We start from the raw sequence: 21,526 nt of genomic DNA, 5'->3' as shown, positions 1-21,526 counted from the left end.
AAAGATGTTTAAAAATAGCGTATTTAGAATGGACGTAAACACAGTAGATTGGTGCAAGAAAGCCGGCGTCCGCGCAGTCAAAACGATGGCGCAGTCCGCGATCGGCGCGATTGGTGCCGCCGTCACACTGGGGGCGGTAGATTGGCGCATTGTCGGATCCACAGCAGCACTGGCCGGGGTGTTGTCGGTACTGACCAGCGTGGCCGGAATTCCAGAGGTGGAAGGGACGGTGAGTGAATAATGGCAGTACAATCGGTCAAGGCCAAAATAAACGGCCAGACAGTTAATTTGACCTATAATGATGGAACCGGTTTCTGGGAAGCGACGACAACGGCGCCAACGTCGTCATCTTACAATCAGCCTGGCCATTATTACGGCGTGGAGATTACAGCTACAGATGATTCTGGCAATGATACGACCATCAACGCTTCAATGGGCGATTTTCAGGAAGAATGTCAGCTGGTTGTAAAAGAGAAAGTTGTACCGGTCATTACGATTAACAGCCCGACTGATGGCGCACATCTTACAAACAACAAGCCGACCATCCAGTTTAGTATCACAGACGATGATTCTGGCGTGGATCCGGATACTATCACGGTCAAGATTGATAATGGCAGCGCGGTATCGACAGGCATTACAAAGACACCATCCGGTAAGGGATATACCTGTTCGTATACGCCGGAGACAGCGCTGGGTGACGGCAGCCATACCATTTACATCAATGCCAGTGACCATGACGGAAATGCGGCGGCCCAGAAGTCGGTGCAGTTTACCGTGGATACAGTGGCACCAACGCTGAACTTAACGTCGCCAGCCGATAATCTTAAGACCAATGAAGACACTGTGACTGTGTCCGGTACGACCAATGACGCGACGTCCAGCCCTGTGACAGTGACCATTAATGGCGACCCTGTAACAGTACAGTCAAACGGCTCTTTCAGTAAGGCAGTTACCTTGACTGAGGGAGAGAATACGATTACGGTCATTGCGACAGACAGCGCCGGCAAGAGCACGACTATTGTCCGCCATGTGACAAAAGACACTGGAGCACCAGTATTTGTCAGCGTGGAGATCGTTGATAACCCGGTGGGCGCCGGGGATACATTCGTAATCCGCGTCAAAGTTACGGACTAAGCCTATGGTTATCAGATTGGTGGGCAAGGTGGAAGGACAGGATATCATATTTAATCATGTACAGGGGGATGACTGGGAGGCGGTTATCCCCAAAAATCTGACCGGTATCTACATTATAGAATTGACAGCCTATGATGATAACGGGAACACGGCATTTACGACGCGGTATATCTTAACGGTCGATCTGGATGCGCTGTGTGTGCGATTGGAGCCGTATCCTTTCTGGGCCGATATTTTGCCGGATAGATTTAGTACAAACATCCTGCCGGGGAAGTATTACGCGCGATTATGTCATGGGGGTGATAGTATCAATAATTTAAAAATCGTGATGGATCTGGGCGAGACCCGGCACGTGCAATTAAAGATCTGTTCATCCATGAAGGATGATTTCAATATTCTGGATGCTTCTTACGTGCTGCAGAAGATGGGTGAGCAGGTGCCGGAAGACAGCGGCACCTGCGTGATCCGGGAGCATATCATCGATACGGTCATCGCCCCGAAGGAACCTGGCACGTATAAATTCCGGGTGATCTATACCATTGCGGATGAGGTGCTGATCGACACAGTGGAAGTGCGGGTGATGGAATGACGGCTGCAAATGTAAAGATAACAGGTGTGAATATCACGCCCAACCCGGTGCAGACAAAGGGAGCGATACGATTGTCTGTAAAAATAGAAAAGACAATCTTCGGGCTGGCCACGGCGTCCGGAAAGATACTGACCAGGGCCGATGGCAGGCCAATTGTAACGACGAAGGGGTGATGTTATTGTGGATGAGGGAATTTTGATCAAAGATCTGACATCGACCAGTACGCTGTCAGACTCGGAATACATGATAACCGGATCATCGGACATTAAGAAAATATCTATAGCTGATTTTATTTCTCAGGTCAAGGCGAAACTGGGTTATGGGGATATCACGCAGGCCGATATTGACGAGATCTGCGTAACGGAAGGAGAGTGATCAGTATGGCATTAAAATTTAAAAAAGAGATGGCACACAAGAGCAATTACGGTGGTACCCGCAGCGTGGACGATATCAAGTACATTGTGATCCACTACACCGGAAATAACGGTGACACTGCGGTCAATAACTGCAAATACTTTCAGGGCGCAAACCGCAATGCCTCCGCCCATTATTTTGTGGATGGCGGGAATTATGTTTACAAATCGGTACCGGTCAAATCAGTCGCCTGGTCAGTCGGCGGTTTTTATTCCCGTTCTAACGGTGCCGGCGCCTACTATCAGAAATGCACCAATGCGAACAGCATCAGCATCGAGATGTGTAATTGCGTGAGGTCTGTTCCGGACAAGGTGTTTGATCAGACAGTGGAACTGACAAAATACCTGATGGAAAAATATGATATTCCAGCTAGCCGAGTGATTCGGCATTGGGATGTCAACGGAAAATCCTGCCCGGGTCGCTGGACTGGAAAGAACAACAGCGGCTGGGAAAAATTCAAGAAAACGATTACAGAGGAGGGAACGAAAGTGGCAGAGAAAAAAGACGGGTGCTTTGCGCCGCTTAAATCACCAGATACTTGTGATGGAATTGAAGACTTCCTGCACAAACGTGGCTTTGGCGCCGGCGAACATAATTTATCCCTGATTGCTGCTGCAAACTGCAAAAAGGGAAAAGTAAAAAATGCGCTGTTTGAGCTGGCCAAGAATGGTAATTTGATCAAACCGGATGGCCTGAACCGCAAAGACGATTAAAGCCTTTATGTAATAGAATTGTGCCAAATGGGTTATAATTAAACGAAACGGTTAGTAACACGTTAGTAACAAAAAATCATTATAAAGGGCATAAATTCGTTGATAATTTTAAGGTCCAGTTAAAGTAAAATAAACCTTCCCCCTTGTATTTGAAACGAAATTTAGGTATTATATACTAGATTACGGATTTTTACGTCTGCTTCGGGTTGGGAAGGAGTGTTCTTAACTTGAAGTACGGAGTACAGAGAAAGAGATGGAGCGTTGCGGCTTGTCTGTTCTGTCTGCTGTTATTTTGCAGCGGATGCAGGGAATTCCTGCATCCGGTGCCGGAGGGACAGTCGGTGATCACAAAAGAAGCCGGAGAAGCCGGCAGCACATCGGCCGCCGCAGAGCCCGGAGAGGCCGGCAGCACACCGGCTGTCACGGAAGCCGGAGAGAGCAGCAGCACATCGGCTGTCACGGAAGCCGGAGAGAGCGGCAGCACATCGGCTTCCACAGAGGCCGGAAAGGTCGGTACAGAAGAGAAAGAGATTTATGTACATGTCTGTGGTTGCGTGAAGAATCCGGGGTTGTATACCTTTGCGGCTGGAACCCGTGCGGGAGAAGCTGTGGAGAGCGCCGGAGGATTTAACAAGAAGGCCGACGTCTCAGCGGTCAATCTGGCTGCGCTGCTGGAGGACGGCATGCAGCTTTATGTGCCGTCCCGGGAAGAGGCGGCAGGTTCCGGAGCGGGCGCTGACGGAGCATCCCGTAAGGGAGTCAGTGCGCCGGATGTTTCCAAAGAGTATTCTTCCGGCAGCGGATTCCCGGAAAGTACCGGGGACACAGAGGAAGCGCCGGTCAATATTAATACGGCAGGAGCGCAGGAGCTGATGACTCTGTCCGGAATCGGAGAGTCCAGGGCGGAGGCCATTCTTTCTTACAGAGAAGAAAACGGTGCGTTTTCTTCTATAGATGAGATCAAAAATGTCTCCGGCATTGGCGAGGGCATTTTTGAAAAGATTAAAAATATGATTACAGTATAACTCGAGGTGTATTATGGGAAAAAAAGTGCTGGTTGTCGATGATGAACGTTTGATAGTGAAGGGAATTAAGTTTTCCCTGGTGCAGGATGATATGGAAGTGGACTGTGCCTATGACGGGGAAGAAGCGCTGGAGATGGCAAAGAAGACCGAGTATGATATCGTTCTTCTTGACGTGATGCTTCCGAAGCTCAACGGGTTTGAGGTCTGCCAGATGATCCGGGAGTTCTCCAATATGCCAATCATCATGCTGACGGCCAAGGGAGAGGACATGGATAAGATACTCGGGCTGGAATACGGCGCGGATGATTATATCACCAAGCCCTTCAATATTCTGGAGGTAAAGGCGAGAATCAAGGCGATCATGCGCAGGAGTACCAGAAAGACAACGGAAGATGACAAGAAAAAGATACTGGAGAAAAACGGTCTCAAGATTGACTGCGACAGCAGAAGAGTATTTACCGATGGAAAAGAAGTGCGGCTGACCGCAAAAGAATATGATCTTCTGGAACTTCTTGCCTTCCATCCGAATAAAGTTTACAGCAGAGAGAATCTTCTGAACATTGTCTGGGGTTATGATTACCCGGGTGATGTGCGGACAGTGGATGTACATATCAGGCGCCTGAGAGAAAAAATCGAAAAGAATCCGGGCGAGCCGGTTTATATCCATACTAAATGGGGGGTAGGATATTATTTCCAGGATTAGTCAAAAGAAAATCTTCCGGTATATTCCCATGACCTACGTGGTGGGCGTTATCTTTATGATCGTATTTAATCTGTTTCTATCCATTGCCACAGACCATATGGTCCGTTCCTATCAGAAGAAGGCGATGGAACAGAAAGCGTCCTACGTGGAAAAACAGTGCGGGATTCTGGCCAATCAGCTGATGCTGAACGGAATAAACGCGTATAACATGACGAGTACATCGGATGACAGAGGATCAAATATTTATGAGCTGGAACAGCTTGCCAATGATATCGGCGGGCGTATCCTGATTATCGATGATCATTTTGAGATACTTGCCGATACTTATAATAAGAATTACGGACAATACTATGTGACAGATGAACTGATTCGGGCCTTCGGCGGAGAGAATGTGAGTTACAGTTTTATCGGTGATAATATGCAGGTGATTTCCTGTGCCTATAACCAGGAGAACGGAGATATCGAAGCCGTGGTCCTGGCGCTCGCCTCCATGGATGACGTGCATAGCATGATCGCCTACCTGTACGATCAGCGGGCGACTCTTACGGGACTGTTCTTTCTGATTACTCTCATTGTCACGATCCTTCTGGTAATGTTCATGAGAAAGTCCTTTAAGACCATGCAGGGAGAGCTGGACATCATTGCCGAGGGACACCAGGAAGACAATATGTCGGAAGTCGGATTTCAGGAGTTTAACAGGATGGCGGTATCTTTCAACAGGATTGTCAACCGCTACAAAGAGCTGGAGAATTCCCGGCAGGAATTTGTCTCCAATGTCTCCCATGAGCTGAAGACTCCGATTACGTCCATGAAGATTCTGGCGGATTCCCTTCTCATGCAGGAGAACGTGCCGACAGAGATTTATGAAGATTTTATGAATGATATCGTCCATGAGATTGACCGGGAGAATCAGATTATCAACGACCTGCTGACACTGGTCAAGATGGACAAGACCTCGGCGGATCTGAATATCGCGCCGACCAATATCAACGAACTGCTGGAAGTTCTCCTAAAGAGAATTTCACCGATCGCCGAACAGCGGAATATCACGATCCGTCTGGAGACCATGCGTCAGGTGGTGGCGGAAGTAGATGAAGTGAAGCTATCCCTGGCCTGCAATAATATCATAGAGAACGCCGTGAAATATAATCATGACGGCGGCAAGGTGGACGTTTCCCTGAACGGTGACCATAAGTTTTTCTATATCCGGGTGAAAGATACCGGAGTAGGTATTCCGGAAGATTGCCAGGAGCAGATTTTTGAGCGGTTCTACCGGGTGGATAAGGCCCGTTCCAGAGAGACCGGCGGCACTGGCCTCGGACTTGCTATTTCAAGAAATGTGATTCTGCTTCACAAAGGTTCCATACGTGTACACAGCAAGGAAGGGGAAGGGGCAACCTTTATTATCCGTATTCCGTTAAATTATCTGGGCTAGATGAGGAGGAGATGAAGTTATGATTACATGTTTGAAAAAGATATCTCTGCTTCTTCTGGTCCTGATGCTGGCAGCTGCCGGCGGCGGATGCGCATCGGCGGAGAATACTTCCACTGAGACAAAGAAAGAGACGACAGCGGATGACAAAACCATTCTGCTTTACTATCTGAACGCCAGCGGCGACGGTTTCCATACGGAGGAATATACGCTGGAGAACACCGACGACGCACTCATGGCGTCCTATGAGGTGGTATCGCGGTTGTCCGATACGGAGAATAACCGTACAGATACCTATAAACCGGCAATATCTGCCGGGGTGGCTGTGAATTCCATCGTGCTTGACGGGGTGGAAGAAACCGTGGATATGGGAGCCGGATACCGACAGCTGAAAGATTCGGAAGAGATTCTTCTCCGGGCCGCGGTGGTGAAGTCCCTGGTGCAGATCAAAGGAGTGGATTCCGTTCGTTTTACCATCAACGGGGACAGTCTTTTAGGCAGCGACGATAATCCGATCGGGGCCATGAACGCAGATACGTTTATACTGGAAGAAGAGGCAGGGAAGCTGTTTGGCAATGACGAAAAGGTAACCCTTTACTATGCGGATATGGATGGGGATAATCTGGTGGAATACAAAACCAATCTGGAATCCACAGATAATATGCCCATGGAGACGAGGGTTCTTCTGGAGCTTATGAAAGTGCCGGACGGACTGGAGGCGCAGAGCCCTCTGCCATCTGATCTGCTCATCAATCAGACGCAGATCCACAACGGTGTCTGTTATGTGGATTTGAGCAAAGATATTGAAAATGTTCTTCCCGGGGTGGAAGAAAAGGTGATGGTATACGCCATGGTAAATACGATCACTTCCCTGGGAAATGCCACTTCCGTGCAGTTTACGGTGGAAGGGGAGAAAATGAAGTCTCTCAGAGATTTTGATTCATTTCATCTGATGATGACCAATAATTATTCTCTGGTAGAAAGTATCAAAAATTAAATAAAATCCGGAGGCGGCAGCTGCCGTCTCCCTTTGGAGGAATAATGAAAAGACCTTTATTTCCGTGTGTGACCGGACTTGTGCTTGGAGAGGCCGCCGCCATATCATTCGGTTTTAAGGGAGGAGCTTTTCCGGCTCTGCTTTTTTTGCTGACAGGAATCTGTTTTCTGGTATGGCGGAAACGGCAGGGCTGTTTTTTTATGTATATTCTTCTGGTATCAATTTTTGCGCTGGCAGGTTTTCTGCTGTTTATGGGGGCGCAGGCCAACAAAGAGCCGTTGCCCGGGGAGACACTTCCCATGCATGGTACGATCCGCGGAAGAATCGCGTTTTTAAACGTGGATGAGGAGGGAGAGTATGATATTACTCTGGAAAAGGCGCAGTTTTTATCGGGCTATATTGGAAAAGAGAAGAATAATCCCCAACAGGATTCTTCTTTGAAAGGAAAAAGAAATGCCGGTGAGGCTGCATGGAAGCAGATCCGGGGAAAATGCCGGGTGTTTCATTTAAAAGAAGGCGGGATCGTCCTGTGGCCGGGAGACTGGATTTGCTGCCAGGGAGATCTGACGGCTCTGTCGGTACCCACCAACCCCGGGGAGTTTAACAGTGAGGTTTACTATCAGTCCCGGGGGATTTCCTGTCAGTTTTTTGCTGACAGCGGATGGAGGGAGGCCAGGGAACGTTTTTCCCTGGCAAGGATCGCTTGCAGAATCAAGAGGCGGATGGATGCGGTGTATGCTCAGACTCTGGGCGGGGATCACGCAGCTCTTCTGGACGCCATGGTGCTGGGAGATAAATCTGCGCTTTCTGAGGAACAGAAACAAAGATATGAGGAGAACGGCGTGGCTCATCTGCTTTCTGTGTCGGGACTCCATGTATCCATTTTGGCGGGAAGCTGGTTCCGCTTCCTTCGGAAGCGAAAAATCGGTTATGCGCCCGCCTGTGCCGGGGGACTGGTTCTGCTGTTATTTTATGGATGTATGACAGGCTTCGGTAATTCCATTGTCCGGGCAGTCATCATGTATGCCGTCTATCTGGGAGCGGAATATTTTGGCGCCTGTTACGATATGGCTTCCTCCATGAGTCTGGCCGGCCTCCTGATGCTTCTGGAATCCCCCTGGAGACTGCTGGAAGGCGGATGCCAGATGTCCTTTGCCGCTATCTTTGCCATCGGCTGCGTGCTGCCCCGGGTAAAAGAGCTGGCTCAAAAAAGAAGAGGGGAGGAAGACGGACGGATATACCGTCTGCCCCGGCTGCGAAAGAAGTGTGGCGATGCGCTGCTATCCAGCACGGTCATCAGCGCGGTGACGCTGCCCATTGTGCTCCGGGTGTTTTTTACATTCTCACCTTACAGTGTTTTTATCAATCTTCTGGTCATCCCCTGCATGACGCCCATGATGGTCAGCGCTATCGTGGCGGGGATTGCCGGCAGCCTCTTCTTGTCTGCGGGAGGAACCGGCGGGCTGGAGGTGTTTTCTGGAGGATTTGCAGACACAGCTGGAGCTGTACTGGGAAATATCCTCATCCTTCCGGCGGAGATGGTACTGACTTTCTTTGATTTCTTTCTGGAACACATGCGTCAGCTGCCCGGAGCTGTGTGGATGCCGGGATGTCCGTCGCTGCCGGAGATGGCGGGTCTCTATCTGCTGGAAGGTTTTCTTCTCTACATCTGGTACCGGCGCCGCTGGAAAACGGGGCTGCGGGCCGTGCTGCTCTTTGGACTCTGGTGCCTGGCGGCGCCGTCCGGCCGTCGGCTTCAGATCACTATGCTCGATGTGGGGCAGGGCGACAGTATTCTTCTTCAGATGCCCGGCGGGGAATCGGTACTCATTGATGGCGGCAGCACTTCCCGCTCCGGTGTCGGACAGTACGTGATCACACCGGCACTCCAGTACTATGGAATCGCGGAGATTGATTACGTGGTTGCCACCCACATGGACGCCGACCATATTTCCGGCATCGGGGAGCTTCTGGAAGCCGGATATCCCGTGGGGCATCTGCTGCTGCCGGGCGGGCAGGAGACTGATGATCTGATTGCATTTGCCGGCAGGGCGGAAAAGGCCGGAGCGGAGGTGGTATATTTCCAGCGGGGAGACCGTATCCGGTTCCCGGATGGGGCCGGCCTTGAGTGCCTGCATCCCTTTGACGGTTTTGAGACGGAAGATAAAAATACCGCTTCTCTGGTATTTCATCTGGAGTATGGAGAATTTGACGCCCTCTTCACCGGTGACCTGGAAGCATCCGGTGAGAAAGCGCTGTGTCAGTTCTTTGATGGGAAAGGAAAAGCCGGGAAATGGCCGCAATCCGGGGAACAGAACGGAGCGGATGACGCCGGGAAATCCGGTGCCGGAGAGAACACTGGCGATGAAAAGAAATCCGATGGCACAGCGATGCCGGAAGAAACCATATGGGAAGTTTTAAAGGTGGCCCATCACGGTTCAAAATATTCCACAGGCGACGCATTTCTTGAGAGAGTATCGCCGCAGGCGGCGCTCATCTCCGCTGGGAAAAATAACCGGTATGGACATCCTCATAAGGAAACCCTGGAACGTCTGGAAGGATGCGGAGCGAAGATCCTGATGACTGCGGAAAGCGGCGCTATCTTTGTGGAGACGGACGGAGAGCGGTGGAAGACCCGGACGTTTTGTGGAGGCCGCTGAAGCCGGCATGAAAATTGACGGGCATTTCAATACATGGTAAAATGGCGGGGAAACAAGTAAAAATGGCCCTGCATTTTTACGGGTGTCTGAGGAAGCACGGATGAACGATGCGGGACAGTATATATGGATGGAAAAGGGAACATGAAAGAAATCAGACGACAAATCAAAGAACAGGAATTTCATAAAGTATATCTGCTGACGGGTGATGAGAGCTATCTCATTCTCCAGGCGAAGGAGCTTCTGATCCATGCTCTGGTGGCAGAAGGGGATGAGATGAATTATGCGGTGTTCGAGGAGAGCAAGATTGATATGCAGCAGCTTGGGGAGCTGGCCATGACCTATCCTCTCTTTGCCGCAAAGCGGGTGATTCTCCTGGACCGGACGGGAATCCTGAAAAGCGGAAAGGATGCGCTCATTGAGATCTTTCAGTCATTGCCGGAGACCACTTGCATGATCATCTGTGAGCCGGAGGTGGATAAGCGCTCCAAAGCCTATAAATGGATCAAAAAGAACGGCTATGTGGGAGAGTTTTTAAAAAAAGATCAGACGGAGAAAGTACTCATGCGCTGGGTGGCGGCACTTCTGGCCAAGGAGAAGAAACGAATCCGGGAGAGCGATGTACGTTTCTTTCTGGAGCGGGTGGGAGACGATATGTTTCAGATCAAAAATGAGACGGATAAGCTCATTTCCTATGTGGGAGAGCGGCCGGAGATTACCAGGGAGGACATCGAAGAGATTACTTCCGGGGAAGTGCAGAATAAGATTTTTGATCTGGTGGCGGCTATTGCTGAGGGAGATAAGCGCCGGGCACTCTCGTATTATGATGACCTGCTGTTGTTAAAGGAACCGTCCATGCGGATTCTGTTTCTCATCGCGCGGCAGTACAGGATTTTGTTGTTGATCGCCGATATGAGAGGGCGGCATAAACCGGACAAAGACATCGCCCAGGCGGCGGGAATCCCTGTGTTTGCCATCCGGAAAAATGCGGCGCAGCTCAGAGGCTACACGGTAAAGACGCTGGAACACTGCATTTCTTCCTGTATCCAGATTGAGGAGGAGATCAAGACCGGCCGGATCAGTGACCAGATTGGTCTTGAGACGCTGATCGTGGGACTGTCGGAGCGGATTGCCTGAATCGGGATAACAGAAGATCTGACACAAAAAAGACCCGGAAAGCAGCCGCTCTTTCCGGGTTTCTATTTATAAAATATTCTCTCGACAGTAAAAACTAGGCGATCTTGTTGACAGCTTTTGTCAGACGGGAAATCTTTCTTGCAGATGTGTTCTTGTGGAAGATTCCCTTGGATGTTGCCTTGCTGATTTCAGAAATGGCAACCTGTAATGCTGCGTTAGCTGCTTCCTTGTCGTTCTGTGCGATGGCAGCTTCTACTTTTTTCACGCATGTTTTTACTTTAGATTTGATCATCTTATTTCTTAATGTTTTTTTCTCGATTACTGAAATTCTTTTTTTTGCAGATTTGATATTAGCCAATCTGTACACCTCCAAAATATATTCACTTCTATGTTTTGCCTTACATTCATACTGGACACGGTAATGTAAACATACTATTACATTTTAGTGATAAGCTTTGTTTTTGTCAATAGGGAATTTAAAAAAATTTTGCAAAAAATTCTGATTTTTTGTGCTGTATGTAAAAAACGGATAACTTCCTGCTGGTGAGGGCATACTGCTTTTTAAAGCAGGAGGAAATGTCATGGGATACGATCATATGAAAGATAACAATACAGCGCGCACAATAAGACATACAGCGCACACGGATCTGGCTCTGGAGCTTCAGGAAGAGCTGGAATCAGACGGGATGAGAGATCAGAGGGAGCAGCGGGATTCCCGTTCCTTTGGCAGCGGCATTCACGTGGAGAAAAGAAAGCGGGAGGGCGGCAGACTGAAGGAGGCCATCATCACCGTGACCAACGAGGAGGGGGAACGGATTCTCGGCAAACCGAAGGGAGTTTACATTACGTTGGAGGGCGTGGACCTGGCGGACAATGACGGAGCGTTCCACGAAGAGATGAGCGCTCTTCTGGCGCAGCATCTGGAAAAACTGCTGGGCAGCCGGAAGAAAATTCTGGTGGCCGGTCTTGGCAACCGGGAAGTGACGCCCGATGCGCTGGGGCCTCTGGTCATAAAAAATCTTTTTATCACAGGGCATCTGGAAGAATATGCATTTTCCGGGAAAATGCGGGCTTCCATGGCCATCGCTCCGGGGGTCATGGCCCAAACCGGCATGGAGACCGGGGAGGTTCTGAAGGGGGTCATTGATCAGACAAAGCCGGAAGCGCTGCTGGTCATCGATGCCCTGGCGGCAAAGACTTCGGCCCGGCTCAACAAAACTATTCAGATCTGTGACACGGGCATCGCGCCCGGCGCCGGTGTGGGAAATGAGCGGAAAGAAATCTCAGAAAAAACCATGGGAATTCCGGTTATTGCCGTCGGGGTTCCCACGGTAATCTCGGTTCCCGCCATAGCAGGGGATATTATGCAGTGTTTTCTGGAATCTCTGGGGGACAAAAGAATGCTTGCGCTCTATGAATCCTGGTCCGATCAGGAAAAGTACAGTTTTATGGCAAACTCTCTCCGTGAAGAATTATTCGGGCTGTTTGTGACACCAAAGGAGATTGATGAATCGGTCAGGAGAATCAGCTACACCATATCCGAGGGCATCAACCGGGTGATTGCCCGGAAGCCGAAGAACCATCGGGATGAAGGCAATTAAAATGCGGGTCATATTTTTCACGGACAGGCATACACTGGATTTATGGAAGACTGGAAAATGCGCCGAAGAGGGCGATGGATAAGATGGTCTGCGGGAAGACAGTCAAAAAGGAGCCGTGACAGGATGGAGCAGAGTTTTGGCCGCGTTGGGCGGATGGTGGAAATGATATTGATTGTGGTGTTCGTCATTCTCTGGATGGCGATGGTATCAGACAGCAAACCGGGGCGGAGCGGCCTCTGGGAAGAACTGAAAGAGAGGATCCCGCTTCGCGCGGAGATCATCAAAGATGCAGGCATCAACGGTATCCGCAACGCAAGAAATGAGCTGGTGCCCATCCTTTCCTACGAGAATTATCTGGAAGAGGACAGCTTGTTTCTGCCGTTGTTTCGCTATGCGCTTCAGACAGAAATGTTTCCCCTGCAGCAGTACAGTGTGGATTACTGGGAGGGCGTGGATAATTTTTCTTCCCTGTATAGCGACGCTGTGCCGGATTATTTTACGGAATCTGACGATGAGTCGGTGGAAAAAAAGAAAAAAGATGCCGGAACCATGGAAACCACAGGTGAGGGAGCCAGTTATACCATAAAAGAATTGTCAGATTATGATTTCCTGCTAAGTCATTTTTATATTGTGGACAGTACCACGACAATGACCAGAGAGGATCTGAACGGAAAGAAGCTTGTCACGGAAGATTTGTCTGTGGATCTGGATGGGGACAGCGGGAAAGAACCGCTGGTGCTGATCTATCATACCCATGGCAGCGAGACTTACAAAGAAGAGAAGGGGAAAAGCGGCAGCGTGCTGGATGTGGGAAAAGCTCTGAAAAAAGAGCTGGCTTCTTACGGTATCGCTTCTATCCATGATACTTCCATTTATGACCAGGTCAACGGGGAGCTGGACAGAAACGCAGCCTATGATTATGCCGGGGACAGCGTGGAGGCGACGCTCAAAAAGAATCCGTCCATTCAGGTGGTTCTTGACCTGCACCGGGACTCGGTGGAGGATTCTATTCATCTGGTGACAGAAGTGGATGGAAAAGACACGGCGCAGATTATGTTTTTCAATGGAGTGAGCCGGTTAAAAAGCGGAGAGCTCACGTATCTGAAAAATCCAAACAAATCCGCGAATCTGGCGTTCAGCCTGCAGATGCAGCTGCTGGCAGCCAAATATTATCCGGATTTTACCCGGAAAATATACATAAAGGGATACCGTTATAATTTGCATCTGGCCAGGCGGGCGGTGCTCATTGAGGTAGGAGCGCAGAACAATACGGTTTCCGAGGCGAAGAACGCCATGAAGCCCCTGGCGGAAATGCTGTATCGTCTGTTAAGCGGGGAGAAAGCCTACAGACAATAGAAATTCAGAATTGACAAAGAAAGGATTCTGTGTTTTAATTAACAGGAATAGAAAAATATTGATTTCGTTTGTTCATAAACCGTTGAAGTGGAAGTAAAAATAGTTGTGCGCGCACAGAGAGTCCGGGGAGGTGAGAGCCGGGCCGAACGCAGATTATCATAATGGCCCACTGAGGGCGCAGTCAAAGACCAATGCCGGGATTTGCAGAAGGGCGAAGGCCATCAGGCAGAATTGATCTGCATAAACATTCGCAGAGAAATGAAGCTGCAGGCAGGTTGAGTATACTGCGACGTAAGACATACGTCAGTTGTCAGAGATATGATGGTATCTCATAAAGAGCACAAGAGATTGTGAAACAAGGTGGCACCGCGGATGTAGTGCCGGAACCGTATTTCGGGGACTGTTCCTTTTGAGGCGGAGGAACCGGGATACATTTTCTGGATTAGTATACACCCGTCCTTGACAAAGTAACTGTTACATTGTCATGGACAGGTGTTTTTTCGCGCATAAGAACTTTTTGACTGCTGCGGATCATACATTTTTCCATGATAGAGGAATGCGAATCAGAGCAATATGATTGGAGGAATGAAAGATGATTCGGGAAGCGATTATGAGTTTGAGCAGAAAACAGGATTTAAGTTACGAGACTGCAGAGGCTGTCATGAATGAGATTATGACCGGAGAGGCCAGCGATATTCAGATGAGCGCCTATCTGACGGCCCTTGCCATGAAAGGCGAGACCATTGATGAGATCACCGCCTCAGCGGCGGGCATGCGCGCCCACTGTGTGCGTCTGTTAAATGATATGGATGTGCTGGAGATTGTGGGAACCGGCGGAGACCGGTCCAATTCTTTTAACATTTCCACCACCTCGGCCCTGGTCATCGCGGCCGGCGGAGTGCCGGTGGCAAAACACGGCAACCGGGCCGCTTCCAGCAAATGCGGCGCTGCCGATGTGCTGGAGGCTCTGGGCGTGAATATCATGGTATCACCGGCAAAAAGCGCACAGATGTTAAAGGATATCAATATCTGCTTCCTCTTTGCGCAGAAGTACCACACAGCCATGCGCTATGTGGCCAATGTGCGGAAAGAATTGGGAATCCGCACGGTTTTCAACATTCTTGGACCACTTTCCAATCCGGCGGGAGCCAGCATGCAGGTCATGGGCGTTTATGAAAAGGAACTGGTGGAGCCTCTGGCAAAAGTGCTTGCCAATCTGGGTGTAAAGAATGCCCTGGTGGTATACGGTCAGGATTGTCTCGATGAGATATCCATGAGCGCGAAGACTTCCGTGTGTGAGATCAGGGACGGAAGTTTCCAGTCTTACGAGATTGAGCCGGAACAGTTCGGCTTTGAAAAATGTAAGAAAGAAGAGCTGGCCGGAGGAACTCCGCAGGAGAATGCACAGATCACGCTGTCCATTCTGGACGGAGAAAAAGGCCCGAAAAGAAATGCAGTATTAATGAATGCAGGTGCAGGACTCTATGTGGCCGGGAAGGCGGAGACTCTCAAAGATGGAATTCGTATGGCAGGAGAATTGATCGACAGCGGCGCCGCGAAGGCGAGACTGGAAGAATTCATCCGTTTGTCCAACGAAGAATAAGAGAAAATATGCTCCCTTTTTGCCGCAGGCAGGTTCTGCAGACGGCAGGAAGGGAGATTTTTTATGACAAAAGATATGACAGAGGGCAATCCTCTCCTCTTGATTCTGAAATTTGCCCTGCCTTTGCTGGCGGGAAATCTGCTGCAGCAGGGATACAATGTGGCGGACGCCGCCATCGTGGGGCGTTTTCTTGGAACCAACGCGCTGGCCGGAGTCGGCGCTTCCAGCAGTGTGCAGTTCTTAATTCTGGGATTCTGCATCGGAACCTGCACTGGTTTCTGCGTACCCGTGGCCCAGCGTTTTGGCGCGGGAGACTACAGTACCATGCGGCGGTTTGTGTTCAACAGTTTTATTATCACGGCGGTGATGGCCGTGGTGCTGACCATCCTCTGCGGGGTATTCTGCACGCAGATCGTGGAACTTCTTGCAACGCCGGATGATATATTTTCGGACGCATACATTTATCTTCTGATTATTCTGCTGGGAATCCCGTTTACCCTGCTTTATAATCTGACCTCCAGTATCATGCGGGCGGTGGGAGACAGCCGGACACCGTTTCTGTTCCTGGCTTTTGCCTGTGTTGCCAACATTTTCCTGGATATTTTCTGTATCACCACCCTTCACTGGGGTGTGGCAGGCGCCGCCATCGCGACGATCACGTCCCAGCTCATGAGCGGTGTGCTCTGTTTAATCTATATCATAAAGAAATATCCGGTGCTGCACATGGAAAAAGAAGAGTGCGCCATCCGGGGAGATCTGATGAAAACGCTGATGGTCATGGGCTTTCCCATGGGACTGCAGTTTTCCATCACGGCCATCGGCAGCATGGTCATGCAGGCGGCCACCAACAATCTGGGAAGTATTTACGTCTCCGCCAACACGGCGGCTTCCCGCCTGAAGAACTTTACCATGTGTCCGTTTGACGCCATGGCGGCGGCGGTTTCCACCTTCTGCAGTCAGAACTACGGCGCAAAAAAAGTGGACCGGATCAGGCAGGGGCTGCGGCAGGGAACGCTGGCCGGCATTCTCTACGGTATCCTCATCGGTCTGGTGCTGATTTTCTTTGGAAGAGAGATGTCTATGATCTTTGTGGACGCGGGTGAGACAGCGGTGTTAGATGCCTCCAGGGAAATGCTTTTTTACTCGGGATTTTTCTACTGGATTCTCGGTATTCTTATCATTGTCCGCCTCTGTGTACAGGGACTGGGATATTCCGGCCGGGCGGTATTGTCCGGCGTGGTGGAGATGATCGCCCGGACAGCGGTGAGTCTTATCTTTGTTCCGGTATGGGGATTTACCGCCATCTGTTTTACGGACCAGGCTGCCTGGGTGACAGCGGCCATGTATGTGGTGCCGACCTGTCTTTACTGCCTGAAAAAGGTAGAAAAGATTCTGTCTGAAAAAACAGATGTGGAAGTTCCGGAAAATTCATGATATAGTAAGCTGGATGTAGTTTGTTAGATAAAATATAGAAAATTCCCGCCCACATGGCGGTGAGAGTGAAATAACAGGAGGGAGCAATTTTGGCTGGAATTGACCAGAGTAAAATTCGGAATTTTTGTATTATCGCCCATATTGACCATGGAAAGTCTACCCTGGCAGACCGTATCATCGAAAAGACCGGTCTGCTCACTGACCGGGAGATGCAGGACCAGGTTCTTGACAATATGGATTTGGAAAGAGAGCGCGGCATTACCATTAAGTCTCAGGCCGTGCGTACCATATATAAAGCAGAAGACGGAGAGGAATACATTTTCAATTTGATTGACACACCGGGCCACGTGGACTTTAACTATGAAGTGAGCCGCAGCCTGGCAGCCTGCGAGGGCGCCATCCTGGTGGTGGATGCGGCCCAGGGCATTGAGGCTCAGACCCTTGCCAACGTCTATCTTGCCATTGACCATGATCTGGAGATCATGCCGGTGATCAACAAGATCGATCTGCCGAGCGCCGATCCGGACCGGGTGGTGGCGGAGATCGAGGATGTCATCGGCATTGAGGCGGAGGATGCGCCGCGGATTTCGGCCAAAAACGGTATCAACATCGATCAGGTGCTGGAGCAGATTGTGAAGAAGATCCCGGCTCCGGGAGGAAGTCCGGATCATCCGCTGCAGGCATTGATTTTTGACAGTCTTTATGATTCTTATAAAGGCGTCATTATTTTCGCCCGTATCATGGAGGGAACGATCCGGAAAGGTACCAACATGCTCATGATGGCCACCGGCGCCAAAGCCGATGTGGTGGAAGTGGGAACCTTCGGCGCCGGACAGTTTATTCCATGTGATGAACTTTCTGCAGGCATGGTAGGCTACATCACCGCCAGCCTGAAAAATGTAAAAGAAACCCGGGTGGGCGACACGGTCACCGATGCGGACAACCCGTGTGCTGAGCCGCTGCCGGGATACAAAAAGGTAAACCCGATGGTGTACTGCGGTCTGTACCCGGCCGACGGCGCCAAATATCCGGACCTGCGGGATGCTCTGGAGAAACTGCAGCTGAATGACGCGGCACTGCAGTATGAGCCGGAGACCTCCGTGGCACTGGGCTTCGGTTTCCGCTGCGGTTTCCTGGGACTTCTCCATCTGGAGATCGTACAGGAGCGTCTGGAGAGGGAGTATAACCTGGATCTGGTGACCACCGCACCGAGCGTTATCTATAAGGTTCATCTCACCGACGGCACAGTGTTTGATCTGACCAACCCGACCAACCTGCCGGACCCGTCCACCATCGAGTACATGGAGGAGCCGATCGTCTCTGCCGAGATCATGGTGACCAAAGAATACGTGGGATCCATCATGAAGCTCTGCCAGGAGCGCCGGGGCACTTATGTTTCCATGGAATATATGGAAGAGACGAGAGCTCTCTTAAAATATGATCTGCCGCTCAATGAGATCATCTATGATTTCTTTGACGCGTTAAAATCCCGTTCCAGAGGCTATGCTTCCTTTGATTACGAGATGAAAGGTTATGTGCAGTCGGATCTGGTGAAACTGGATATCCTTATCAACCGGGAGACTGTGGACGCCCTTTCTTTCATCGTCCATGCATCTTCCGCTTACGAGCGCGGCAGAAAGATGTGCGAGAAATTAAAAGAAGAGATTCCAAGACACCTCTTCGAGATTCCGATTCAGGCGGCCATCGGCAGCAAGATCATCGCCAGAGAGACGGTGAAGGCCGTCCGGAAAGACGTCCTTGCCAAATGTTACGGCGGCGATATCAGCCGGAAGAAGAAGCTTCTTGAGAAACAGAAAGAAGGAAAGAAGCGGATGCGTCAGATCGGCAATGTAGAGATTCCTCAGAAAGCGTTCATGAGCGTGCTGAAGCTGGATGAGGATTAGGATGTTTTTAATCTGGATTTTTGGTAGAGTGGGACAGATGTCCTTGTTGAAAAATTTTCTCCATGATAGGATACAACCATCAAAATCATGGAGGAGACAGGATGAAGAAAATAAGTTCTTTATTGGCACTTAGTATTACAACAGGTATTTTGTGCGGCGTCTGGACCGGAGTTTCCGGAGCTGTGGGACTTCTCGGCTGGGCCGGTTTCGCAGGATGCACCACCTATTTTGCCACAGGAAAGCATGGCGTGGCCGGATTGAAGAATGCCATTATTCCGAATTTGGCAGGAGTTATCTGCGGTATGACAATCATCACTCTGGGAAATTTCTTCCCTGTCTGGGGAAATATTGGCATATGGAGTGGAATCATTTCTTTTGTCATCTGCATTATCACAAAATTCAAGTTATTCAGTTTCACGCCTGGAACGTTTCTTGGATGTTTTGTGACTTTTGCAGCAGGCGGTGATTGGAAACTTTTAGTTCCTTCTATTATAATAGGGGCATTTTTAGGATGGGCCTGTGATACCAGCGGCGCATGGCTGTATCGGATAGTATCCGGAAATGGAAAAGAAGAGCTGGATTAAAACAAGCAAAAAAAGAGCTGTGAATTCATGATTTAAAAATCAGGAATTTGCAGCTCTTTTTGTTTACTCAGCATGTTCTGCTGTTATTCGCAGGGTTCGAGAAGGAAAGGAGAAAAGAAATGGTAATACGATCGGTGTTGTCCTCGATGCTGATGATCTTTCTTATGGTGATTCCCGGCGTGATATTTCGCAGAGGCCGGATGATCACGGAAGAACAGGGGGATGCGGTCAACAGCATTATTGTCAATCTCACCTGGCCCTGTCTGGTGATCGACGCCATGCAGATGGAATTTTCTATGGATATTCTTAAAAAGAGCGGATGCATTTTTATCATCTGTATGATCGTTTTTATCCTGCTGCTTCTCTTGAGTGTTCCCCTTGCCCGGTGTCTGAAATTTTCCAGACAAAGGCAATATCTCACAGCCTTTATGTTACTATTTGGCAATACCGGATTTATCGGAATTCCTGTGGCAAGGGTTTTGTATGGAGAAACAGCTGTATTTTTCATGGCCATTGTCGAGATGGTCAATGACATCCTCATTTTTACAGTGGGAATTTTTCTGATCCAGCTGTCTGCGGGAAAGCATATAAAGGCAGAGTGGAAGAAAATGCTGAGCCCGGGAATGGCCGGAGTCCTGGCGGGGATGGTTCTGTTTATCGGAGGCATTACTCTGCCGGCAGCTTTGGGAGGGGCGGTGGAGATACTGGGAAACGCCACAACGCCTCTGACCATGTTTATGATCGGCTTTCAGCTGGGAGGCCTGAAGGGAAGAGAGATTTTTTCCCGGTGGCAGAATTATATCATAAGTATCTGCAAGCTGATTTTGGTGCCGGCTCTCTGTCTGGCGGCAGTTCTGGTGATAAAACGAGTTCTTTTGCCCGGAGAAAGCGCACTTTCTCTTATGGATAAAGTTGTGGTGCTGAGTTTTGCTATGCCAGTGGGGTCAGTGGCGGCTATTTTCAGCCGGCAATACCGGACGGACAGCGAGTTTGCAGTGAGAACTGTGCTGCTGTCCACACTTTTTTGTTTTCTTACTCTGCCGGTGTTTGCAGTGTTTGTCGAAAAAATATAGGTGTTTAGAGATTGGAAAGTATCGAAGACGGGAGGGTTTTTGAAAAATCAGGAAATTTTTTTTAAAAATATTTTCTTGGAATGGTTGACTGTGCATTTGCGGTATGACTTAAAATTCTCAGTAACACATCAATGTGTGCGTAAAAATAAAAAAGAAAAAATACAGGAGGTAAGACAGTGAGTACAAGAAGAAAAGCGGTATTAAGTTACAAGATGACAACGGCGGATGCCAATGATCCGGAAGGAAGAATTCCTTTTGGCCGCCAGTTTGATTTTATCGGAGATGTGGAGACAGAACTGATGATATTAAATGACGGAGATGAGTCTTTGTGTCTTGGTTATACGGACGTGGAACTTTATGAGGATGCTTATATCGGCGATCAGCTGGATTTTGTGGCAGAGATGGTAAAGGTAGGCAATACGTCGAGGACCTGCCGGATTGCTACCTATAAAGTAGCGACGCTGGCGTCGAGAATGGGAAAGAAGGATGCGAAACCGGGAGACATGTATTACTTTGAGGAACCGAAGCTGATTTCTGAGGGTACGGTTGTCCTGGTGGTGAAAAAAGAATTACAGCGGGGCGAACAGCCGGACGGCGCGGTCATCGATCCGTGGAGAGAACTGGATCTGTAAATGCGGGATGACAGATGTTATGTCGGAGAAGACAGAAAAAAGCGGAGCAGCAAAAAAGTGAGTTGCAGCATTAAATCAGATGAGCTGAGGAAATGAAAAGATAAGACAAAAACGACAGAAAGGAAGATGAGAGATGTCAAAAGAAGTAACAATGCGGTACAGGATGTCTGACAGAGATGTATTTTATGGAGGCGGAGTGGTCAATGGCGCCCGTTCTATTACATATATGGGAGATGTGGCAGAGAGGCTGATGGCAAAATTATACGGAAATGTAGGAAGATGCAGCAAAGTAAGAAAAATTCGCCTGTTTGTGCCTTGTCATGCCGGAGATTATATGGAATTTAAGGCAAGGCTGAACGAGGAAGCCGGTGGAAAAGCGGTCATAGAGGTCCGTTCCTTTAAGGTCTGTGAATTGCCGGAGAATCCACCGTTTCCAAGTTCTATTGATATGATGGTTGATCCGCCGATATCTACTGTGGGAATTTTTGAGTATGAGATTCCGGAGCGAAGAGAAGAAGAGACAGAAGGAGAGAAATGA

22 protein-coding genes are annotated in these 21,526 nt (G+C 49.4%); 21 read left to right on the top strand and 1 reads right to left on the bottom strand.

The genetic code is table 11. The features are described 5' to 3' along the window. Positions 1–4 precede the first annotated feature (4 nt). The 12 genes from B5E53_RS02170 (at position 5) to holA (ending at position 10,801) form a co-directional block, all read left to right on the top strand. Complete coding sequence (locus tag B5E53_RS02170) at positions 5–241, top strand: holin (protein ID WP_087312335.1); 237 nt, start codon at positions 5–7, stop codon at positions 239–241. Further along, on the top strand, positions 241–1,134 hold the full coding sequence (locus B5E53_RS02165) for an Ig-like domain-containing protein (RefSeq protein ID WP_087312333.1): 894 nt from the start codon (positions 241–243) through the stop codon (positions 1,132–1,134). The genes B5E53_RS02170 and B5E53_RS02165 overlap by 1 nt, the downstream gene beginning before the upstream one ends. A 4-nt stretch (positions 1,135–1,138) precedes the next feature. Further along, positions 1,139–1,723, top strand: coding sequence for a PF13754 domain-containing protein (locus B5E53_RS02160; protein WP_087312331.1), 585 nt, complete (start codon positions 1,139–1,141; stop codon positions 1,721–1,723). Further along, on the top strand, positions 1,720–1,896 hold the full coding sequence (locus B5E53_RS19035) for a hypothetical protein (protein WP_162611751.1): 177 nt from the start codon (positions 1,720–1,722) through the stop codon (positions 1,894–1,896). Before B5E53_RS02160 ends, B5E53_RS19035 begins: the two co-directional genes overlap by 4 nt. A gap of 7 nt (positions 1,897–1,903) precedes the next feature. Continuing rightward, positions 1,904–2,098, top strand: coding sequence for a hypothetical protein (locus tag B5E53_RS02155; RefSeq protein WP_140401425.1), 195 nt, complete (start codon positions 1,904–1,906; stop codon positions 2,096–2,098). A gap of 5 nt (positions 2,099–2,103) precedes the next feature. Then, on the top strand, positions 2,104–2,850 hold the full coding sequence (locus B5E53_RS02150) for a peptidoglycan recognition family protein (RefSeq protein ID WP_087312327.1): 747 nt from the start codon (positions 2,104–2,106) through the stop codon (positions 2,848–2,850). 227 nt (positions 2,851–3,077) lie between these two features. After that, on the top strand, positions 3,078–3,875 hold the full coding sequence (locus tag B5E53_RS02145) for a helix-hairpin-helix domain-containing protein (RefSeq protein ID WP_140401424.1): 798 nt from the start codon (positions 3,078–3,080) through the stop codon (positions 3,873–3,875). Positions 3,876–3,888: 13 nt separating this feature from the next. Then, positions 3,889–4,578: a response regulator transcription factor gene (locus tag B5E53_RS02140; RefSeq protein WP_087278947.1), complete on the top strand. Its 690-nt coding sequence runs from the start codon at positions 3,889–3,891 to the stop codon at positions 4,576–4,578. Between the two features lie 28 nt (positions 4,579–4,606). Further along, on the top strand, positions 4,607–6,013 hold the full coding sequence (locus B5E53_RS02135; RefSeq protein WP_242963485.1) for a HAMP domain-containing sensor histidine kinase: 1,407 nt from the start codon (positions 4,607–4,609) through the stop codon (positions 6,011–6,013). A gap of 19 nt (positions 6,014–6,032) precedes the next feature. After that, positions 6,033–7,007, top strand: coding sequence for a GerMN domain-containing protein (locus tag B5E53_RS02130; protein WP_087312323.1), 975 nt, complete (start codon positions 6,033–6,035; stop codon positions 7,005–7,007). A gap of 44 nt (positions 7,008–7,051) precedes the next feature. Further along, positions 7,052–9,667 carry a ComEC/Rec2 family competence protein gene (locus tag B5E53_RS02125; protein ID WP_087312321.1) on the top strand — a complete coding sequence of 872 codons (2,616 nt, stop codon included), beginning with the start codon at positions 7,052–7,054 and terminating at the stop codon, positions 9,665–9,667. Between the two features lie 141 nt (positions 9,668–9,808). Then, positions 9,809–10,801, top strand: coding sequence for a DNA polymerase III subunit delta (gene holA, locus B5E53_RS02120; RefSeq protein WP_162611750.1), 993 nt, complete (start codon positions 9,809–9,811; stop codon positions 10,799–10,801). 94 nt (positions 10,802–10,895) lie between these two features. On the opposite strand, the gene rpsT is transcribed toward holA, so the two are convergent. Continuing rightward, positions 10,896–11,159 carry a 30S ribosomal protein S20 gene (gene rpsT / locus B5E53_RS02115; protein WP_162611749.1) on the bottom strand — a complete coding sequence of 88 codons (264 nt, stop codon included), beginning with the start codon at positions 11,157–11,159 and terminating at the stop codon, positions 10,896–10,898. 223 nt (positions 11,160–11,382) lie between these two features. Here rpsT and gpr point away from each other — a divergent pair, with 223 nt between their 5' ends. The 9 genes from gpr (at position 11,383) to B5E53_RS02070 (ending at position 21,526) form a co-directional block, all read left to right on the top strand. Further along, positions 11,383–12,402, top strand: a complete 1,020-nt coding sequence (gene gpr, locus B5E53_RS02110) for a GPR endopeptidase (protein ID WP_242963484.1) — start codon at positions 11,383–11,385, stop codon at positions 12,400–12,402. A gap of 123 nt (positions 12,403–12,525) precedes the next feature. Then, positions 12,526–13,758 carry a stage II sporulation protein P gene (gene spoIIP / locus B5E53_RS02105; protein WP_162611748.1) on the top strand — a complete coding sequence of 411 codons (1,233 nt, stop codon included), beginning with the start codon at positions 12,526–12,528 and terminating at the stop codon, positions 13,756–13,758. Between the two features lie 592 nt (positions 13,759–14,350). Next, entirely contained in the window at positions 14,351–15,361 is a 1,011-nt protein-coding gene (gene trpD, locus B5E53_RS02100; protein WP_087312313.1) for an anthranilate phosphoribosyltransferase, read from the top strand. Between the two features lie 63 nt (positions 15,362–15,424). After that, positions 15,425–16,795, top strand: coding sequence for an MATE family efflux transporter (locus B5E53_RS02095; RefSeq protein WP_087312311.1), 1,371 nt, complete (start codon positions 15,425–15,427; stop codon positions 16,793–16,795). 89 nt (positions 16,796–16,884) lie between these two features. Next, positions 16,885–18,699, top strand: coding sequence for a translation elongation factor 4 (gene lepA / locus B5E53_RS02090; protein ID WP_087312309.1), 1,815 nt, complete (start codon positions 16,885–16,887; stop codon positions 18,697–18,699). A 101-nt stretch (positions 18,700–18,800) separates the two neighbouring features. Beyond that, positions 18,801–19,283 carry a DUF1097 domain-containing protein gene (locus tag B5E53_RS02085; protein WP_242963483.1) on the top strand — a complete coding sequence of 161 codons (483 nt, stop codon included), beginning with the start codon at positions 18,801–18,803 and terminating at the stop codon, positions 19,281–19,283. Positions 19,284–19,402: 119 nt separating this feature from the next. Next, on the top strand, positions 19,403–20,356 hold the full coding sequence (locus tag B5E53_RS02080; RefSeq protein WP_087312307.1) for an AEC family transporter: 954 nt from the start codon (positions 19,403–19,405) through the stop codon (positions 20,354–20,356). 176 nt (positions 20,357–20,532) lie between these two features. Continuing rightward, entirely contained in the window at positions 20,533–20,988 is a 456-nt protein-coding gene (locus tag B5E53_RS02075; RefSeq protein ID WP_242963482.1) for a beta-alanyl-CoA:ammonia lyase, read from the top strand. 133 nt (positions 20,989–21,121) lie between these two features. Further along, positions 21,122–21,526, top strand: coding sequence for an acyl-CoA hydrolase (locus B5E53_RS02070; RefSeq protein WP_087312305.1), 405 nt, complete (start codon positions 21,122–21,124; stop codon positions 21,524–21,526).

Origin of the sequence: Eubacterium sp. An11 (assembly GCF_002161065.1) — a bacterium.
In the GTDB taxonomy this organism is placed as follows: domain Bacteria; phylum Bacillota; class Clostridia; order Lachnospirales; family Lachnospiraceae; genus Anaerobutyricum; species Anaerobutyricum faecale.
This window is presented reverse-complemented; position numbering and strand designations above follow the sequence as displayed.

Bases quoted from the DNA above. Each gene is read 5' to 3' on its own strand.
- B5E53_RS02170 (WP_087312335.1), top strand. From the start codon at position 5: ATGTTTAAAAATAGCGTATTTAGAATGGACGTAAACACAGTAGATTGG.
- B5E53_RS02165 (WP_087312333.1), top strand. From the start codon at position 241: ATGGCAGTACAATCGGTCAAGGCCAAAATAAACGGCCAGACAGTTAAT.
- B5E53_RS02160 (WP_087312331.1), top strand. From the start codon at position 1,139: ATGGTTATCAGATTGGTGGGCAAGGTGGAAGGACAGGATATCATATTT.
- B5E53_RS19035 (WP_162611751.1), top strand. From the start codon at position 1,720: ATGACGGCTGCAAATGTAAAGATAACAGGTGTGAATATCACGCCCAAC.
- B5E53_RS02150 (WP_087312327.1), top strand. From the start codon at position 2,104: ATGGCATTAAAATTTAAAAAAGAGATGGCACACAAGAGCAATTACGGT.
- B5E53_RS02140 (WP_087278947.1), top strand. From the start codon at position 3,889: ATGGGAAAAAAAGTGCTGGTTGTCGATGATGAACGTTTGATAGTGAAG.
- B5E53_RS02135 (WP_242963485.1), top strand. From the start codon at position 4,607: ATGACCTACGTGGTGGGCGTTATCTTTATGATCGTATTTAATCTGTTT.
- B5E53_RS02130 (WP_087312323.1), top strand. From the start codon at position 6,033: ATGATTACATGTTTGAAAAAGATATCTCTGCTTCTTCTGGTCCTGATG.
- B5E53_RS02125 (WP_087312321.1), top strand. From the start codon at position 7,052: ATGAAAAGACCTTTATTTCCGTGTGTGACCGGACTTGTGCTTGGAGAG.
- holA (WP_162611750.1), top strand. From the start codon at position 9,809: ATGAAAGAAATCAGACGACAAATCAAAGAACAGGAATTTCATAAAGTA.
- gpr (WP_242963484.1), top strand. From the start codon at position 11,383: ATGGGATACGATCATATGAAAGATAACAATACAGCGCGCACAATAAGA.
- spoIIP (WP_162611748.1), top strand. From the start codon at position 12,526: ATGGAGCAGAGTTTTGGCCGCGTTGGGCGGATGGTGGAAATGATATTG.
- trpD (WP_087312313.1), top strand. From the start codon at position 14,351: ATGATTCGGGAAGCGATTATGAGTTTGAGCAGAAAACAGGATTTAAGT.
- B5E53_RS02095 (WP_087312311.1), top strand. From the start codon at position 15,425: ATGACAAAAGATATGACAGAGGGCAATCCTCTCCTCTTGATTCTGAAA.
- B5E53_RS02085 (WP_242963483.1), top strand. From the start codon at position 18,801: ATGAAGAAAATAAGTTCTTTATTGGCACTTAGTATTACAACAGGTATT.
- B5E53_RS02080 (WP_087312307.1), top strand. From the start codon at position 19,403: ATGGTAATACGATCGGTGTTGTCCTCGATGCTGATGATCTTTCTTATG.
- B5E53_RS02070 (WP_087312305.1), top strand. From the start codon at position 21,122: ATGTCAAAAGAAGTAACAATGCGGTACAGGATGTCTGACAGAGATGTA.